Genomic DNA, 18,534 nt, shown 5'->3' with positions numbered 1-18,534 from the left:
GTTGTGGAGCATTGTTGGATTTATGCCAATTATGTTGACATAAATCCATTTTTTAATAAGAAATTGTTAAATCAGTAATAACCATAGGAGTTTTATATTTATATACTTCGTTTATTTCATGAGTTGAAAGATTATAACTATAAATTCTTTTAGGATAAGAGGTCATACATGAAAAGTCTATCTCTTCTGCATTCTTAGGTATGGCGGTAAAATATAGTAAATTTCCATCTTTAGAAATAACAGAATTTTCTCCAATTTCAGAGATAATAGAATCTTTTTGTTCATTAATCATTTTATTTGTTAATAATGGAGTTATATCACCAGTATCAATAGATACTTCATAAATACCATTACATTTGAAGTCATTAATATCATTTTCATGAATTATGGCTTTTTTGCAATCATAATTATAAGAAATAGACCCTATTCTAGAAGCATTTATAGATGCAACTTTTCTTTGATTTGAACCGTCTCCATTCATTTCATATATAGTATATTCAATAGGTTTAATAGGTATATTGGTATTGTTTGCTTCATCTATTCTTTTATTATTCTCTGAATTAGAAAACATAGCTGCTATTATTTTATCATTTCTATAATCATATGCTTGAACAGATCTATCTTCATCTTCTGAATCAAGTATTTTAACGGATTTATTCTCAATATTAACTTTTGCAATTTTTGCAAGAGCTGATACACGATCTAAGGTCTCAACATAAACTGTTTTTCCATCTCCTGCTTTCCCATTAAATTTTCCTACTTTATCATTAGTAATTTTACAGGTTTTATTACTTTTTAAATCTAATGAAAAAACTTGCCAAGGTTCCTCACCAATAGCATCCATATAAACTAAAGAGTTTTTATCTTTTGATAAGTTTCCACTTAACCAAGCTTCTCTATTTGAAACTAGTGTACTTTCTTCTTTAGATAAAGTGTTTACTTTTGTAATGTTGCTTTTTCCATCAGTATCATATAATGAAACAATAAGGTCTTCTGTTTTAGCTTCATCTGTATCAGCAGAAAGATTATTTTCTTTTTCAATATGGTTTTTAGGGAATTCAATAATTGGTCCCCCTAATGCATCGTAAACTACAACCATATTTGGCTCAATATCAGGTAAACCTTCACAAACTGCATTCTTGTCCACTTTTAAGGACTTATTTTCTTTACCCTCCCTTACAATTTTCATATTCTTATTCTCATCAAATTTTATTACTGTTCCAGGAGGCATATAATTAGGAATTTGTTGAACTTTAGTTACATTATTTGATGAAGCACTTAAATCTTTAACTGTATTATTTCCAGCTGCAAAAGCAGAAACTGATTGAGTTATACACAATAATGCAGTTATACATAAAATTTTACATTTGATTTTTTTCATAAATATCTTCCTTCTCTTTCTTTATTTTTGATTATCTGTATATTTTTAAATTAAAATACAAAAAATTCAATTTACATAATATATATTATCACAATGACTTCTTAATTAAACGGTTTTAGCAGATTTTTGTAGTTATATATTCCACTATAGAATATTTATTAAAAACTAAATTTTATAAAAAAATTAACTAAAAGTAAATAATAGATAAGAAAAGATAAAAACAAACAATATAAGTCACATATTTAGTTATATAATATGTGACTTATATTGTAACAAAAATAGTTACTATAAATGCTGGTAAAGCCTTTATAGTAACTAGTATTTGTATTCTTTATATCAATTAAAATTTATCTTAAAATTTAATTTTTTTATTCACTATCCATGAAAATAACCTGTTCGTGATGAAACTACAACATAAGGAATTTCTTTACCATCTTTTTCTATATATGCTTGATATAAATCATCTTCTATATGTTCTAGTTTCACCACCTTTTCTCCATATTTCTCATATAAATCTTTTTCAAATAATCTTTCCCAATGGCTAATAATAGGAGCATTTAAAGTGATATATTCTGCAAATTTTTCTATATCATCAGCATTGCCTCCCTTTTCTATATATTTCTTATATAAACTTTCAATATCAACTTGATCTAAAAACCTTTTACTCCACTTTAGTTCTTCTGCTTCTGTTTTATCTTCTTGACCATTAATAATATAATCTATGACTTTTTCTTTAATATTTTCATCTATTGCGCTATTTTGAGAAGGTGATGGCTTTTTCTTAGAAGTGTCAACAGATGCTTTATCCTTAGACCTATTATTAGAATTTTCCTTTGTATTTTTGGATTCATTAGTATCCTTAGGTTTTGACGTTGGATTTTTTGAGGGTTGTGTAGCAGCTTTATTTGAATTATTATTATCAACTAAATTACTTGTACTTTTAGAATCATTTGATGAACATGCTGTTAAAAAAATTGTAAGAAATAATAAACATGCTATTAGCTTTTTCATTGCAATGTCACTCCTTTATTTACTAAATATGTATTATAATTGTAATACATATGATAGAATAGTGCAAAGATTATTACCTTTCTTTATAATTAAAGCTTCCTATAAAACTTTATATCTAGTTTTATAGGAAGCTTTAACTTATCTATGTAAAAAAGATATTTCTGCAATATTTTAAAAAATATAAAATTTCAGGCTTACAAAACACAATAAAATCTGCTTTTAGTAATTGTAAAACAAAAAGTTAGCTAACTTTTGAATAATAAATATAAAAAGAAAAAGGAGAGATAAAAATGTTTTTAAAAAGAGGATCAAGAGGACAAAATGTTAAATTAAAAATTCTATAGCTAATTAAAGCAAGTCTATAATTTATTCATTAAAATATAGACTTTTATTTTATATATAATTTTAAATTTATTCATTAAAAGTAATATACTAGTATTGTTTCAATAATATATATTTAATTAATGGAGGTTTTTATGAAAAAATATTTAATTATTCTATCAATTATGCTAACACTATCTTTCATTGGCTGTACTAATGCTAACAAGCCTACTACAGCTAATGTACCTGCAAAAGAAGACAATAGTTCTATTTCAAATAAAAGTACAGATAACTCTAAAAAAGTCACTGAAACTAGCACAGATAAATCCAAAGAAGTAACGGAAACTAGTAAAGAAAATTCTGCAAAATCTAATAAAGAGGAGTCTACAAAAGCCGTTAAAACTACTGCTTCTAATTCCCAAATTACTATAAATGAAAAATCACTAGATAAAAATTCAACTTTTTACTTTGGTATGTCAAAAGAAGATTTAACATCTAAGTTGAATAAAATTAAATTAGCAATTGAAAATGAAATAGAAATAACTTCTAGTGAAAATGATCCAGAGTTCGGAAACAAGCAAATATGGACCAAGGATATTAGCTTTTCATTTAACAAGGAAAACAAATTATATGCCATAAACATTAAAGAAAATATACCAACATCATTAGGTTTAAAAAATGGAGATTCTATAGAAAAATTAGAAAAATTATATGGTAAAGATTATGCTAAATATAAAACAGATATTGGACTTCTTTATCAATATTGTATTAATGATTGCTATTTCAAAGTATATTTTGAAAATGGAAAATTAACAGAGTGGGGAATTTCAAAATATAAATTCTTAAAATAAATTCTATAACTATATAAAATAATTTTATAAATATAATTGTTTTATATAGTTAAGGTAGATAAGCCTATGAATAATATTAATAAAAAACATCTAAATAATGATGCTTTTTTTATTCTTTACGAATTTATATTTCTAAAGAATATACGGATAACTTAGGTTATATTTTTATTTAAACATTAAGAAATAAAAAGTAACATATTTAGTTATAAAATATGTTACTAATAGTGTAACAATATTAGCAGATATAAATACTAGTAAAACCTTTATATTTACTATCACTCATCATTTTTAGTATTAATTTAAATTTATAAAAAATAAAATCTATTATTTTCTTTAAATTTTGTTGGTATAATTATTATAGTACAAGTACTTTCTATAATAAACATAAATAATTTAAGTTGAAAAATTCAAATGAGGTGGTACAAAAATGAATAAATCAAAAGTAGAAAAAGTAAATTTTTATAGCAATATACTTAATAAAGAAATGTCAATATTGGTGTATTTACCTGAATGTTATAATAGTTTAACTCCTTTACCTGTATTATATTTTCTACATGGAAGAAGTGGCAGTGAAAATATAATGCTTGAAATGGATATAAAGACTAAAGCTGACCAAATGATAAGAGATGGGGAAATTAAACCTCTAATAATTGTATGTCCAAGAATTGAAAACAGTAGAGGGATAAATTCATCATTAACCTGTAAAGAGGTACCTGATTCTGGAGATAATAATAGAATTATAAATTTAGGAATGTATGAAGATTACTTTATGAAAGAGATAATACCTTTAACAGATAAAACTTTTAATACTATAAAAGATAGAAAAGGAAGGTACATAGGAGGAGTATCTGCTGGGGGGGTATATAGCTCTTCATAATGCATTTCGACATCAGCATATGTTTTCAAAAGTTGGAGGGCATATGCCTGCTTTAGAGCTGAAACTTGAAGATGAGGATAAGGCATATTTTAAAGACATGAATGTATGGGAAAAATATGATCCAATATATATTGCAAAAAACAATAATATTTCTTCTGATATTGATGTCTATCTTGATGCTGGAGATAAGGATGAAGGTAGATTTTATGAAGGATGTTCAATTTTATATAAAATATTAAAAGAAAAAGGTATAAGTACTCAAAATCACCTATTCCCTGGTAATCATAATGCTGAATATATACAATCAAACATTGAAAAATATTTAAAATTTTATGGATGCTAATATATTATAGACAACTCTTATACAATCTGTAGATATTATATAGCAGTGATGTAATAATTTAAAAATAAAAAGTAACAAATATAACACACAATACTAAAAAAGTGTTTTTGAAAACTAAATAATATAATATTTACAATATATGTTATAATCTATTCATAATAAATATGAAGTAAAGATACTGCATTTAAGGAGAAGTGATTTAAAATGATAAAAAAGTATTTAGCTATTATATTGATTATTTTTATTTTTTGCATTACTGGATGTAGTAAGTCAAATTCAAATATTAAAAATTATCTTAATAGTAGTACCCTAATTGATTCAAGAGCAAAAGATATTATGCCTAATCTTGATGATTTACCTAAATATCAGAATATAGAATATAAATATACTCATAAATCAATGCTTATATTTGAATCTGATTCTGTTGCTCTTATTGTGAATTATGATGATACAACATATAAGAATGAGAAAGATAAATTAGATAAAAAATATAATTTTTTAGATCAAAAAGTTAAATTTGATTATGACGAAAATAACTATGTTATCCCTGAAAATGAATTTTCAATAAATAGTTATACTTTTAAAGTTGTGGCTGGAAATGAAAAAGATAATACAGAATTTCCAAAATCCTTTGGTATGATTGGAACATCTGAAGATAAAAAAAGCATAGCATATTTATATTTTTATGATAGTGATTTAGATTATATAGGAACAAAAGATGATAAATCCCCTATGGCTAATTTTGTAAAGGAGTATTTTAAATATGATTTTTAGTCATATTTAATTATACATATACAAATTATTTTTTATATTATTTATAATAACTATAAATTTAATAGTAGCTATAATTATTTTTTATATGAAATTAGAGAGTATTATGCAAAATATTTTAAAAAATGTTTTGGATAATACTCGTTCCATTATATTTTTTAAACTTCAACTATCCATTCTCAATTCTCAATTAAATTTCTAAAACTTAGATTTAATCAACCATTCAATCTTGAAAAATTATATATCTTTCATTTTTATCAAACAATCTTTTTGATAAAAACTTATGCCATATTTAACGATGTTCTTATAACCTTCACTTCTAAGCTCTTCATCATATTTTTTATCTCTTATTTGATTTAAAGCATCATCTGCTCTCTTTTCTAAATCATCTATATCTTTGGCTATCTTAAATTCAATAACTACAGCTATTCCTCTTTTTGAAACAGATTTTATAAATAAGTCGCTTCTACCTGTTCCACCTTCTCTATTGGATTTTACTATATAATCATGCATATTAGACAAGACTCCAGTGACAAATCCATGGTAGAAATTTTCATAGGCGTCATTAAAACTTATTGTTTGTACAAGGATTTTATTAAGCTCTTCTTCAAAGATATCTGGTTTTTTATTTAATATTCCTTCATACATTTTAGATAAATCTTTTACTTTAACCTTGTCATGAAACCACTTTAAAACCTTAGTTCTAAAAATATATTTAACTTCTTTATTAGGGATTTTTAAACTTATATAATGATTGTCTCCTTCATCCATTCTTTCCCCAACTTTTTTAAAATACCCAGTAAAAAACATAAAATTCCAAAGATTTTCCATACTATCATAAACTTCATCATATGTTATATCTTCATGAACTCTTTTTTCTATAGTCTTTCCTTCAATCAAAAGCTCAATTTCCCTTTTTGTTACGCTATCTGCTCTTTCAATTAAGCTTCTAACTATACTATTTGAACTTGTATTTGCCCAATAAGATGATGGAAGTGTATTTATATTTATTTTCAAATCTTTTACAAATCGTACTGTACTCCAAGGATTATAAACCTCAGTATCTCCAAAAATATATCCATTATACCATTCTTTTACTAATGCTTGTTTATTCATTAAATTATAATCTTCAAGCATTTTATTTATCTCTTTTTGAGTAAATCCAAAATATTCATCATAAGATTTATTTAAAATTGATATTATCTCTAAATTATTAAGCCCAGTAAAAATACTTTCTTTTGAAATACGTAAACAACCTGTTATTACTCCAAACTCTAACGAAGAATTTGTCTTTAATGCAGATTCAAAAATTGATCTTATAAATGCTATCATTCTATCATAAAATCCTTCAAAAAATGAGTTTTCAAGGGGAACATCATATTCATCAATTAGTATTATTGTTTTTTTCTTATGATACTTTTCTAGACATTGACTAAGGAAAAATAGTGAATCAATATAATCACCTTCATCACCTTGCTCTCTTAAAATCTTTAAAAATCTTTCCTGTTCATCTTTTAATTCTTCACTTTTTAATATATATTCATGCCTTTTAAATTCTTCTGCTATTCTTCTTCTAATAGAAATATACGCTAATTCAAAATTAGGTTGCTTTGCAGATTTTAAAGATAAATTAATTACAGGGTACTGTCCCATATGAGAAGTATATTTTTCTCCTGCTTTCATTATATTTAAACCTTCAAAAAGACAATAATTATCTTTATCTTTCTTTTCAAAGAAATATTGAAGCATACTCATATTTAAAGTTTTCCCAAATCTTCTTGGCCTTGTAAATAAATTAACTGATGCTTTGTTATCAAGTAAATCCTTTATTAATAATGTCTTATCTACATAATAATATCCTCTAGTTATTAACATCTCAAAATTATCTATACCTATTGGTAATGGTTTTAATTCCAAAATAACACTCCTTTTCAATACAGATTAAAATTATAATCTCCCTATTGTTATATTATATCCTACAACTTACTTTTGATAAACTCGACTATAAACTTAAAAATAAGTTTGGCAATAAAATTAGAAATTTTTTCAAAAATTACTTTACCTGTCGTAGTAAATGTGCTATATTGTAATTACTACTACAGATGTAGTACGATAGATGTAGTAATTATAAAGGAGGTCTAAATTTGATTAGCAGTGATGTTATCCGAGGATATAATGATACAATTATTCTTTATATGCTTCAAACTGGTGAATCCTATGGATATGAAATATCCAAAAACATAAGAAAAATATCCGAAGAAAAATATATTATAAAAGAAACAACTCTATATTCAACATTTACACGACTTGAAAAAAACGGGTATATTGAATCCTTCAATAAGGATCAAACCTCGGGGAAAAAACGTACCTATTATAGAATAACTCCATTAGGTCTTAACTACTATAAAGAAAAATGTGAAGAATGGAACTTAACAAAAGAAGTTATTAATAAATTTATAAAGGAGTGAGTTAAATGGAAACAATAAAAAATTATTTAGACAATATGTTTACAAACCTTCCTAAAACAAATGAACTTATTAAATTATATAACGATCTATTATTAAATATGGAAGAAAAATATAAAGAACTTAAAAATGATGGAAAATCTGAAAATGAAGCTATTGGTATTGTAATTTCAGAGTTTGGTAATATTGATGAATTAATTAATGAGCTGGAAATTGATACTATAGAAAAAGGCTCTGGACTTCCAACTATTACATTAGAAGAAGCCAATGAATTTATGACTACAAAGAAAAAATCTGGTTTCTTAATCGGCATTGGTGTTGTTTTATGTATTTTAGGTGCAGCTACATTAATATTATTTGATGGCATCATGAATAATACCTATCTAGGTAAAAGGCTGTCAGAGGATGCCCAAAATTTACCCGGAGTTATTTCACTATTTGTTCTAGTTGTAATTGCTGTAGCTTTATTTATTTATTCTGGTATGAAATTAGAAAAATACAAATATCTTAAAGAACCTTTTGATTTACCTATTAGTTTAAAATCAAATATTGAACAAAAATTCAAAGCTTTTTCACCAACCTATATGATATCTACAATACTTGGTGTATCATTATGTATCTTATCTCCTGTTGCCATTTTAATCATAGATGCTTTAGGTAATGAGAGTTTAGAAAATTATGGTGTAGTTGCTTTACTTACTATGATTGCTGGTGCAGTTTTTATTTTCATATACTTTGGAAATATCAAAAAAAGCTATAGTATTCTATTAAAAACTGATAACTTTTCAAAAGAAAAGACTGAAGATAAAGTAAGTGAGGCAGTAACAGCTATAATCTGGCCACTAGCAGTGATCATTTTCCTTATAAGTGGTCTTATATTTAATAAATGGCATATTAATTGGATTATATTTCCTATTACAGGTATATTATTTGGTATGTTCAAAGCAGTTCATAAAATCATTAAAGGAAATAAATAGAAATAATGTAACTTATTTTATTACAAAATTTGTTACATTATTAGTAACTATAAATAATAAGTATAATATAATTGATTCATAATAGTGAATTTTGAGTTAGTTACTGGGGGGGATAGACATTATCTTTATTATATGTGGCATAATTATACCAATATTATTTGTTATTTATAATATTGTTTATTATTTTAAAAAGAAAGTTATTTATACAATAAAAAATAAGAATTTTATTATAGTAAACAATACTTTCTTTAAAATACAACTAGGTTTAAGTTGTGTAAATTCTGTGCTTATGGCAGTAATACTATATGTATGGAATAAATTTGATTTTAAATTAGGTGGATTAGTTTTTATATTAACATTTTGGAGCATTAACTATTTAATAAAATTTATCTCTTTATTAAAAAAATATGCAAAGATAGAAAATTAACTAAAATATGTTACAATAGTAAAAAGATAATTTCTTAGAAAGGGTGAACTTGATGAGCTTATACTACTCCTATTTTTAATATTTTAATAAATTGGAGAGAAAAATATGGTTAAAAAATTAAATTTAAATCAATTAGATGAAGTAATGAAAATTTGGCTTGATACTAATATAGATGCACATAATTTTATACCCAAAGAATATTGGATTAATAACTTTAATTTAGTTAAACAAATGCTTCCATCTGCTGATATTTATGTATTTGATGAAAATAATGTTATAAAGGGTTTTATAGGTATTATAGAATCAGGTTATATAGCTGGACTTTTTATTAGAAAAAATTATCAAAGAGAAGGAATTGGTAAAAAATTACTAGAGTATTGTGAATCAAAATATCCATATATTACATTAGATGTTTTTGTGAAAAATAAAAACGCATTGAATTTTTATTATAAAAACAATTTTAAAGTTTTGAGAAAACATATTAATGAAGAAACAAATGAATTTGAATATACTATGTGTCTTAGTAAGAAATAATTTAAATTGTAATAAGATATTGAACTAAGAAAACACCACATTTTCAGAAATGAATTTGTGGTGTTTTTTTATGTTTTAATTCTAATAAAATGAGAATGTAAGTATTTTTATATTAAGCAAAATGTAGATATTTTATACCCTAAAATTACAAATTTAATTTTCATATCATCTTTTAGTTTATTATAATTGTTGAGTAAACACATCCTAGAATATTTCTTCATTAAAAGCACATACTAAGGTTAATTATAATGATTAAATAAATATTATGGAGAGTGTAATGAAAATTTTAAAGAAATTATTAATACTTATTATGATTTTAGTTCTAACAATAGCTTTACCAATAGAAATTTCTAAAAATAATGTATATGCCCATTCAAATTTTATAAAAAAAACTCCTATTAGAGTAGGTGTGTTCCTACATAGCTATGATGATTATCTTTCTCTTGTAAAACAAAATTTAGAAGATATTGAAAAAGAAAATAAAGATAAAGTTAAATTTACTTTCTTTAATGCAAAGGAAAATCAAGCTCTGCAAAATGCAAGTATCGATAAAGCCCTTACAGAATATTATGATGTTTTTATTGTAAATTTACATACTCTAAATTTAGATGAAGTAGGAGATACACTATATAAAATAATCAAAGAAAATATGCCATTAATTTTATTGGGACAGCCAAATGAAGAGTTAATAAAGTTTATTGGAAGTTCTGGTACTTTTATAGCAAGTGCTGGTGAACAATCTGGTACTCTAGAGGGAAAAATTCTTGCTGATGAATGGAATTATCATAAAGAAACTATAGATAAAAATGGAGATAACATATTACAGTATATTATGTTAAAAGGTAGAATTGGTGATCCAATAGTAGACGAAAGAACAAAATATGCCGTTTCAACACTTAATGAAGCTGGAATAAAAACAGAAGAACTTGTATCAATCAATAGTGAATGGAGTAAAGATTTAGCTAAACAGGGTATTGAATCTTTATTTTTAAAATATGGTGACAAGATTGAAGCTATAATTTCAAATAATGATGCTATGGCAATAGGAGCTATTGAAGCATTACAAAAATATGGATATAACAAAGGAAATAAATCAATGACTATTCCAGTTGTGGGTATTGACGGAATACCAGAAGCTATTGAATTAGTTAATAAGGGGTATATGACGGGTACTGTTATCCAGGATTCACGTGCTAGTGCTGAAACTCTTTATAAGGTTGCAATGAATCTAGCTTATGGAAAACCTGCTCTTGAAAATACTGGTTACAAATTCGATGATACAGGAGCTGTACTTAGATTACCTTATAAAGAATATAAAAAATAAATAACATGTTAAAATATCGCATTATTCAGATATGAACTTGCGATATTTTTTATTATACAGGAAATTATAGAATTTTCAGTAACTAAAGGCTTGATTTTATCTGATTTAAGAGTATCTAAGAATAAAAATATAAAATTATAATATTTGAAAAATCATCTTTAATAGAATGTGGCACAGCCACTTTGTTCTTATCTATAATATCAGAAATTTAGGAAGGATGGTAATTTATCAACAATACTTAATGTAAAAAATTACAATATTCTTCCCTAAATTGGATTACAATTCTTTTAGCTAAATATAGTATAATAAAAATATATAGGCAAACATATATAAAAATAGTAACTTATATTAATTTATGGTTAAGGAGGGAAAATGAAAATTTTTAAGCATCTAAATAATTATAAATTTAAGAATAAAATGAAAAATAAAATTTTACTATCAAGTATTCTTATTAGTTTTTTTATAATATCGTTTAATGTGCAACCAGTAAATTCTGCAAATAAGCAAAAAATTAATTTAAGCAAGGGATATAATAATAAAAATATCAAATCAGGTAATCTATCTACAGATTATACTATTGAACAAGCATTAAGCGATATTAATAAATTTCAATTAAATACTTTAAATATACCTGTAAAGATAGAAATAGATACTTTATCTTCAAGTGATATGATAATAAATAAATCAAGTGAAGAAAAAGCAATAACTTTAATTAATCAGTTAAAGGGTAAAAACAAAAATATAAATATAATATTAGAGCCATATCCTTGGATAGCTCAAGGAACAAAAGTTGAAACAGAATGGAAACCAGATAATATAAGTACTTTCTTTTCAAATTGGAAATTAAATGTATTAAAACCATTAATAGATGCTATTGCTATGCCATACAATGTAACTGCACTAAATATAGGAAGTAACTTTGTAAATATGGAATGTGAAGAAAAGAATTGGTGTGACATTATAGATTATGTTAGAAAATATTATAAAGGATTGGTAACTTATAGAACTAATAAGTGGGATACAGCATCTTGGGCTCCTGATAGTATTACTGCATATAAAAATAAATTAAACAATAAACTGTTTTCAAAACTAGATTTTATTTCTATTGCAGCTTATTTTGAACTTACAAACAATTCTACAAATACTATTGAAAACCTTGTAAAATCAATAGAAGATTCTCAGATATCTGTTGATGGACTAATCAGACACCAAAATATAAAACAAGAAATTAAAAACTTCTATAATAAATGGAATAAACCTATTTTCTTTGGAGAACTTGGTTTTCCTAAGATTGATAAAGCATCATTTCACCCATGGAACCCATACGAAAATAACACTATTAATAATATTGAACAAGCTAATTGTTTTGAGGCTTATAGACGAGAATTTGAAAATGAATCATGGTTTTTAGGATTCTCTGTATTTTCCATAGGTGAACAAAGTAGTGATAAACGTTATTATCCAAGTGAAGAAAGCACAGTAGTTATCAGAAATTGGTATAGCAATAAATAACATTGCTATACCTCCATTTTATCAATCCATACTAATAATCTCTTTAATTTTTGTTTAATATTAAAATAGAATTAATTTTACCTTTATCTGTTTCTTTTATTCTCATTGTTACATTTCTTATATCACTATCAAATACTTTATATTTCTTTTCAACAGTTAAAGTCAGCTCATAATATTCTATTCTCTTACCAAATCTTTTTTTCACTCCACGTAAAATCTTTTATATTATTGTAAGTATATTCAGTGCCATTTACATATATTATGTTTTTATATATTTTATTTTTACTATTAATTACTAAAATCAAGAAAGATAAAATAATATTAAATCTGTTTGTCAAACTATTAATATAATCATATAGATAATATGATCCTACCATATTACTTTTTTCTAAAGAATTATATATATTTATCAATTTATTATAATTAAACATATATTTAAATTCTGTTATATATTCAGGATAAAGAATTACATAAGCTTTATGAAATAAATCATAAAAATCATAAAAAATATAACTTATTTTGTTATAAAATATGTAATTAATATAGTTACTAATATTGTAACAATATTAGTAACTATAAATAGTAGCAAACTAATTGTATTTACTACTATTTTTGATTTTTATATTAATCAAAATTTATAAAAATTAAAACTACTTTTTTCTATTTTATAATGAGTAAATATAGACATATTCTTTAAAATTTAAATAATGTTTTTTACAAAATATGTTATAATTAAATACATATGAAAATAAATCACTTAATATATAACCTTTAGTTAATAAGAGGGAAAACATATTTCGTTACTACTAATATTTTTTCTATTTATATTAAAGAGGAGATCAAGCTATGTATAAAGATATTGAAAATAAATTTAATTCTAAAATACAAGATATTAAAGTTTTAAAATCAGGATGGGCAGGAGAAATTATCTCATTAAAATTTAAAGACAATACTCAAAAATATGTAATTAAGACCTATAATAGTAGTAGAAATGCACTTGAAAATATAAAACAAGAATGGAAAGGCCTAAACTTACTTTACAATGTAAATTATCCAGTTCCAAAACCAATAATGAATAACTTTTTAAATGAAAAGCCTTATATAGTTATGGAAAAAATTGAAGGAAAAGATTTATGGACATATTATCAGGCTTTATCTAAAGAAGGTAAGGAACAATTATTAAAAAAATTTGTAAAGGTTTTTTTTAAACTTCATCAATTAGATGTGTCCATAGTAGATAAGGAACTCGTAAAAGATTCTACAAGCTCTTTTATTGAAAAAGAGATTAATGAAATAAAAAAATTAGTAGAAGAAAATAATTTAGAATATTTTACTCAGATAATAGATTGGTTAGATACGGAAAAAGTCAATATTATAGGTGAAAAATTATCTATAATTCATAGAGATTATCACCCATGGAATGTAATAGTTGATAACAATGAAGAAATCTATGTAATTGATTTACTATGGGGAGTTGGGGACTATAGGTTTGATTTAGCATGGATGTATACACTAATGGAAAGAAGTGATTTTGAAGACTTTAGTCAAAATGCGTTAAAAAAATATAAAGAGCTAAGAAATGAAAATATTAATAATTTTGAATATTTTAAAGTGTTTTCTACTTTAAGATGGCTAATTAATGTCATGATTTCATTAAAAACTGGTGAGAACCTTAATGAAACAAGAAATAAAGAATTTGAAGATTTTGTTTCTCCACTCATACAAAAGGGAATAAAGTCAATTCAAAAAATTACTGGCATACAAATAACAATTTAAATTAGCTAACACATAAAAAGGAGATTTAGAATTATGAGAAATAAGTTCAGTAGACTAATTTATTTTGAGGAATATGTACAAATTAATGGTATAAATCAATATCTATTTCATGCTGGTACAAAGTATGATAATCCAGTAATGTTGTTTTTACACGGTGGACCAGGTTTCGCAGAATCAATATTTTCATATATTTTTCAGGAAAAATGGGAAGAAATTTTTACAGTAGTTCACTGGGATCAGCGTGGAGCCGGAAAAACGTTAACTAAAAATCCTAATGAATGTCCTACAATTAATTTAATGTTAAAGGATTTATTTGAAATTATTCAATACCTAAAAAAGAAATATAATAAACAAAAAATAATTATATTTGGACATTCATGGGGAACTATTTTAGGAAGCATGTTTATAAAAAAACATCCTGAAGAAGTAGCTTATTATATTGGAGTTGGACAAGTTATAAGTATGTTTGAAAATGAGCGTGTTGGTTACGAAAAAGTTAAAGAATTATCTTTGCGAGCCAATGATAAAAAATCTCTAAAAGAACTTGAAATTTTAGGTGATTATCCAGGTAATAATCATGGTATTGGATTTAAAAAAAAATCTGAGAAACTACGTGCAGTTCAAGGTAAATATAATTTAGCTGCTAATGGTAATCTTTCTGCAATTATAAGTTTAATTAAAAGTCCTATTTTTAAGTTGTCAGATATTACTGCATTAATAAAAATGGATAAAGTAAATAAAGAATTAATAGAATTTTGGAGTAAATTTGATATAAGATCAGAATCAATAGAATACAAAGTACCAATTTATTATGTTCTAGGTAAAAATGATTGGCAAACCCCTTATGTTATTGCCCAAGAATACTTTAAAAAAATTAATGCACCATATAAAAAATTATATTTAATACCTGATGCTGGACATATGACAATGATAGATCAACCCAACTTATTTTTTGATGTTTTAATAGACATTAATTATAAACAAAAGCAAAATAAATCTATAACAATAATGTAACAATGTAATTTTTCATATGACGCAACATTCTTATATTATGTACAAGCAAAAATAACTATCATATCAAAATATTACATTTTCATTTGGAATAATGTAATATTTTTTTGTATCACAATTTTAAAATGCTGTATAGTAGATTATGCTCGTAATATGATACAATTTAAAAAGGAATTAAAGTAATAAATAAAAATACAGTCCCTTATATTTTAAAACATGAAGCTTCTAGATTAAAAGATTGGTTTAAAAGTAGAGTAATTCCTACTAATAGAAACCATTTAGAAAAATTAATTGAATCTTTACAATTTGAAAAAAAGCCAACTGCCCTTGATTATCTAAAATTAAATAATGGATTTAGTTTAAATGATAGCTATTGGATAAAGCCAGTACATATTAAAGATATGTATCCAGCAGGTTTATGTTGGACTAAATATAATTTATATGATAATAAATTTGAGGTAGCTTTAGGCCTTATAACTTTCTTTGGCAATAATACTAGCTTAGGTGGTACGGTAAATACCCCAAAAGTTTCATCACCAGAGCTTACAACACAAGGGGTTATGAATAAAGCTTGGAGAAGGTTATATAATAAGCTTTTATTATATAAACGTGGTAATATAGGAGCAGCTAATTTAGATAAAAAACATTTTGCAGAAGGTATATCAAGTGAGATAGGACGTTTATTAAAACTTAATTGTATACCGTATTGGACAGATACATGGCATAATCAAAATTGTTCAGTATGTGAGATTTTTACAAGTAAAGATAAAGGTTATTTGCCTGTTAGATACTTTTTAGAAATAATAGAACCTAATAAAAAAAGTGGGGATTTGCAAATATTATAGAATGGATTCCTAAAGAGTTCAGACAAGATTTTTTAGATATGATAGTGTTTGATTATATAATAGAAAATAGGGATAGGCATCTGGGTAATTTGGGATTTATCATAGATAATAATACTCAAGAGCTATTATCTTTTGCTCCATTATTTGATCAAGGATATTCTTTAATGTCTAATGCTATGGCTGATGATTTTGATAAAGATTTAGCTAAATATTCTGAATCACACCCAAGCTTTGTATTAGAAAATAAAGATTTAGCAAAGTATGTTATAGATCAAAATAAAACAAGATATAAATATTGGACTAAAGTTTTAAGATTAAATTTAGATAATATAAATTGGTTTCATTGCCCTAATTGGTATAGAGAAGGAATTAAAAAATTAGTATTTACCAGATGTGATATTATAGACTCTATTTAAAAATTATGACAAAATCCTGACAACATAAAGTTATTTATGGTCATCAGGATTTTTTAGATTTAATTAAAATTTAATAGTAGGATATTTATAAAGTATACTACTATTAATTTGAAGATAAATAAATATTTTTCTTGGATATTATTTACAATTTAAATCTACAATTTTTCATAATAGTAGATAATTGTGTGTTAACAGGAAGTCTAAATTTAAGTTAAAATTTGGACTTCCTGTTTTTATTGTATATTTTAATATAATTTACCAATAATACTTGATAATGTTAATAAGTTTGATTTATAATACAAATGTACTTTACTATATAAAGTACTTTAAATTAATAAGTAATATGCACGAAAGGAGTTAAAAGATGAAATTTGATAAGGAAATTCTTAAAGGGTATATTGATTCAATTATTTTATCTGTGTTATATGATGAAGATATGTATGGATACTTGATTGCAAAGAAAATTAAAGTGAAATCAAAAGATGAATTTGAAATTAAAGAAGCAACATTATATGTATCGCTGAAAAGATTAGAAAAGAAAGGCTATCTAAGGGGGTATTGGAATGACACAGAAGGTACAAGTGGTGGAAGAAGAAGATATTATTCTATTACTAAAGAAGGTAAAGAATGTTTTGATAAAAACGTAGAGGCATGGGCTGTTTTAAAGAAAACAATAAATAATTTTATGGGAGGAAATTAATAATGGGGAAAATTGATGATTACATTAATAATATTTATAAAAACTTTGATGAAACAGATTCAGATACAAAAATGCTGAAAGAAGAAACAAAATCTCATTTATATGATGAAGTAGAAGAATTAAAAAAGCAGGGACTTGGAGAAGATGAAAGTATTGAAAGGGCAATTTCAAATTTTGGACAAGAAAATATTGTTGTTGAAGAAATGGATACTGTTCTAAAGAAACAAAACAAATTTTCAAAGATACTTATAAGAGTTGCTCTAATGATATATATAATTGGATGTATATTTAAACTTATTAATTTAGCTGATGATTTTTTAGGGGATGATGAATTATGGCAACAGTATGTAAATGATAAATACAATTCAGATTATGTCATTGAAACTATTTTAGATAAAATAAAGGATAAAGATTCTCTAGATGAAAATATAAAAAATGAAATTACTATATTATTGGATGAATTTAATATGAGAACAGATAACGGATTATATTATGTTGGAATAGAAAAATCAGGAAAGTATTATTATAAATATAATAAGGATATTCCAGAAGATCTTAATAAAAAACGTGGAGGTGGTGGTATTAATGGTAAACTTTGTTGGTCAATACACCATGAAGAGACTTATTTTCAGCGAGAATATGAACGAGAACAAAGTGATATAGTATGGGATAAAATGGAAAATGCAATACCTTATAGACTAAACGAACTTTCAAATTACTTATTTATAATATCATGGATTTTAGTGTGTGTTTCACTTATTAATAGAGCATATATAAAAAATCTAATTTCAAAAAGTTATATTGCTTTTTTTGTATGTCCTACAGTGTTAATATTAGCTATATTTTCTACTGGAAAACATACTTCTGAAGAATCAATGATACTATTAACAGGTATAATGATGATACTTAGTAAATTTTATAGTAAATATTATTTTAGGAAGTGTTTATAAATGTATCTAAATAAGAAGGAACATAGATACTATAGTAAAAGA

The 18,534-nt window shown here is 24.5% G+C and carries 17 protein-coding genes and 1 pseudogene; 14 read left to right on the top strand and 4 right to left on the bottom strand.

Annotated elements, in window-relative coordinates:
- Positions 1-52 precede the first annotated feature (52 nt).
- Both BGI42_RS15620 and BGI42_RS15615 read right to left on the bottom strand, forming a co-directional pair.
- Positions 53-1,381: a hypothetical protein gene (locus BGI42_RS15620; protein ID WP_069681257.1), complete on the bottom strand. Its 1,329-nt coding sequence runs from the start codon at positions 1,379-1,381 to the stop codon at positions 53-55.
- Between the two features lie 375 nt (positions 1,382-1,756).
- Positions 1,757-2,392, bottom strand: coding sequence for a hypothetical protein (locus tag BGI42_RS15615; RefSeq protein ID WP_069681256.1), 636 nt, complete (start codon positions 2,390-2,392; stop codon positions 1,757-1,759).
- Positions 2,393-2,868: 476 nt separating this feature from the next.
- On the opposite strand from BGI42_RS15615, the gene BGI42_RS15610 reads away from it, so the two are divergent.
- The 3 genes and pseudogenes from BGI42_RS15610 to BGI42_RS15600 all read left to right on the top strand — a co-directional run bounded on the left by BGI42_RS15610 (position 2,869) and on the right by BGI42_RS15600 (position 5,558).
- Positions 2,869-3,564: a hypothetical protein gene (locus BGI42_RS15610; protein ID WP_069681255.1), complete on the top strand. Its 696-nt coding sequence runs from the start codon at positions 2,869-2,871 to the stop codon at positions 3,562-3,564.
- A 427-nt stretch (positions 3,565-3,991) separates the two neighbouring features.
- A pseudogene (locus BGI42_RS15605) lies at positions 3,992-4,784 on the top strand (alpha/beta hydrolase).
- 204 nt (positions 4,785-4,988) lie between these two features.
- Positions 4,989-5,558 carry a hypothetical protein gene (locus BGI42_RS15600; protein ID WP_069681254.1) on the top strand — a complete coding sequence of 190 codons (570 nt, stop codon included), beginning with the start codon at positions 4,989-4,991 and terminating at the stop codon, positions 5,556-5,558.
- 234 nt (positions 5,559-5,792) lie between these two features.
- On the opposite strand, the gene BGI42_RS15595 is transcribed toward BGI42_RS15600, so the two are convergent.
- A complete protein-coding gene (locus BGI42_RS15595) occupies positions 5,793-7,472 on the bottom strand; it encodes an AAA family ATPase (RefSeq protein WP_069681253.1) in 1,680 nt (559 codons plus the stop codon).
- A 227-nt stretch (positions 7,473-7,699) separates the two neighbouring features.
- Between BGI42_RS15595 and BGI42_RS15590 the strand changes: the two genes are divergently transcribed.
- From BGI42_RS15590 to BGI42_RS15565, 5 genes are all read left to right on the top strand, one after another.
- Positions 7,700-8,023 carry a PadR family transcriptional regulator gene (locus BGI42_RS15590; RefSeq protein WP_069681252.1) on the top strand — a complete coding sequence of 108 codons (324 nt, stop codon included), beginning with the start codon at positions 7,700-7,702 and terminating at the stop codon, positions 8,021-8,023.
- A gap of 5 nt (positions 8,024-8,028) precedes the next feature.
- Complete coding sequence (locus BGI42_RS15585; RefSeq protein ID WP_069681251.1) at positions 8,029-8,997, top strand: permease prefix domain 1-containing protein; 969 nt, start codon at positions 8,029-8,031, stop codon at positions 8,995-8,997.
- A 532-nt stretch (positions 8,998-9,529) separates the two neighbouring features.
- Positions 9,530-9,958, top strand: coding sequence for a GNAT family N-acetyltransferase (locus tag BGI42_RS15575; protein ID WP_069681249.1), 429 nt, complete (start codon positions 9,530-9,532; stop codon positions 9,956-9,958).
- A gap of 277 nt (positions 9,959-10,235) precedes the next feature.
- Complete coding sequence (locus BGI42_RS15570) at positions 10,236-11,282, top strand: galactose ABC transporter substrate-binding protein (RefSeq protein ID WP_069681248.1); 1,047 nt, start codon at positions 10,236-10,238, stop codon at positions 11,280-11,282.
- Between the two features lie 372 nt (positions 11,283-11,654).
- Entirely contained in the window at positions 11,655-12,794 is a 1,140-nt protein-coding gene (locus tag BGI42_RS15565) for a glycoside hydrolase family 113 (protein WP_069681247.1), read from the top strand.
- Positions 12,795-12,837: 43 nt separating this feature from the next.
- On the opposite strand, the gene BGI42_RS16130 is transcribed toward BGI42_RS15565, so the two are convergent.
- Positions 12,838-12,999: a hypothetical protein gene (locus BGI42_RS16130; RefSeq protein WP_158523413.1), complete on the bottom strand. Its 162-nt coding sequence runs from the start codon at positions 12,997-12,999 to the stop codon at positions 12,838-12,840.
- A 641-nt stretch (positions 13,000-13,640) separates the two neighbouring features.
- Here BGI42_RS16130 and BGI42_RS15555 point away from each other — a divergent pair.
- The 6 genes from BGI42_RS15555 (at position 13,641) to BGI42_RS15535 (ending at position 18,492) form a co-directional block, all read left to right on the top strand.
- Positions 13,641-14,570, top strand: a complete 930-nt coding sequence (locus BGI42_RS15555; protein WP_069681245.1) for an aminoglycoside phosphotransferase family protein — start codon at positions 13,641-13,643, stop codon at positions 14,568-14,570.
- 33 nt (positions 14,571-14,603) lie between these two features.
- Positions 14,604-15,584, top strand: a complete 981-nt coding sequence (locus tag BGI42_RS15550; protein ID WP_069681244.1) for an alpha/beta fold hydrolase — start codon at positions 14,604-14,606, stop codon at positions 15,582-15,584.
- A 398-nt stretch (positions 15,585-15,982) separates the two neighbouring features.
- Complete coding sequence (locus tag BGI42_RS16475) at positions 15,983-16,426, top strand: hypothetical protein (protein WP_242984787.1); 444 nt, start codon at positions 15,983-15,985, stop codon at positions 16,424-16,426.
- 44 nt (positions 16,427-16,470) lie between these two features.
- Positions 16,471-16,842, top strand: coding sequence for a hypothetical protein (locus BGI42_RS16470; RefSeq protein ID WP_242984786.1), 372 nt, complete (start codon positions 16,471-16,473; stop codon positions 16,840-16,842).
- Positions 16,843-17,206: 364 nt separating this feature from the next.
- A complete protein-coding gene (locus BGI42_RS15540; RefSeq protein WP_069681243.1) occupies positions 17,207-17,542 on the top strand; it encodes a PadR family transcriptional regulator in 336 nt (111 codons plus the stop codon).
- A 2-nt stretch (positions 17,543-17,544) separates the two neighbouring features.
- Entirely contained in the window at positions 17,545-18,492 is a 948-nt protein-coding gene (locus tag BGI42_RS15535) for a permease prefix domain 1-containing protein (protein ID WP_069681242.1), read from the top strand.
- Positions 18,493-18,534: the final 42 nt, after the last annotated feature.

The sequence above is a fragment of the Clostridium taeniosporum genome (assembly GCF_001735765.2).
Taxonomy (GTDB): Bacteria; Bacillota; Clostridia; order Clostridiales; family Clostridiaceae; genus Clostridium; species Clostridium taeniosporum.
This window is presented reverse-complemented; position numbering and strand designations above follow the sequence as displayed.

What these genes read in the sequence shown, in the direction of transcription:
- BGI42_RS15620 (WP_069681257.1), bottom strand. Translation starts at nt 1,381, where the DNA reads ATGAAAAAAATCAAATGTAAAATTTTATGTATAACTGCATTATTGTGT.
- BGI42_RS15615 (WP_069681256.1), bottom strand. Translation starts at nt 2,392, where the DNA reads ATGAAAAAGCTAATAGCATGTTTATTATTTCTTACAATTTTTTTAACA.
- BGI42_RS15610 (WP_069681255.1), top strand. Translation starts at nt 2,869, where the DNA reads ATGAAAAAATATTTAATTATTCTATCAATTATGCTAACACTATCTTTC.
- BGI42_RS15600 (WP_069681254.1), top strand. Translation starts at nt 4,989, where the DNA reads ATGATAAAAAAGTATTTAGCTATTATATTGATTATTTTTATTTTTTGC.
- BGI42_RS15585 (WP_069681251.1), top strand. Translation starts at nt 8,029, where the DNA reads ATGGAAACAATAAAAAATTATTTAGACAATATGTTTACAAACCTTCCT.
- BGI42_RS15575 (WP_069681249.1), top strand. Translation starts at nt 9,530, where the DNA reads ATGGTTAAAAAATTAAATTTAAATCAATTAGATGAAGTAATGAAAATT.
- BGI42_RS15570 (WP_069681248.1), top strand. Translation starts at nt 10,236, where the DNA reads ATGAAAATTTTAAAGAAATTATTAATACTTATTATGATTTTAGTTCTA.
- BGI42_RS15565 (WP_069681247.1), top strand. Translation starts at nt 11,655, where the DNA reads ATGAAAATTTTTAAGCATCTAAATAATTATAAATTTAAGAATAAAATG.
- BGI42_RS15555 (WP_069681245.1), top strand. Translation starts at nt 13,641, where the DNA reads ATGTATAAAGATATTGAAAATAAATTTAATTCTAAAATACAAGATATT.
- BGI42_RS15550 (WP_069681244.1), top strand. Translation starts at nt 14,604, where the DNA reads ATGAGAAATAAGTTCAGTAGACTAATTTATTTTGAGGAATATGTACAA.
- BGI42_RS16475 (WP_242984787.1), top strand. Translation starts at nt 15,983, where the DNA reads ATGTATCCAGCAGGTTTATGTTGGACTAAATATAATTTATATGATAAT.
- BGI42_RS15540 (WP_069681243.1), top strand. Translation starts at nt 17,207, where the DNA reads ATGAAATTTGATAAGGAAATTCTTAAAGGGTATATTGATTCAATTATT.
- BGI42_RS15535 (WP_069681242.1), top strand. Translation starts at nt 17,545, where the DNA reads ATGGGGAAAATTGATGATTACATTAATAATATTTATAAAAACTTTGAT.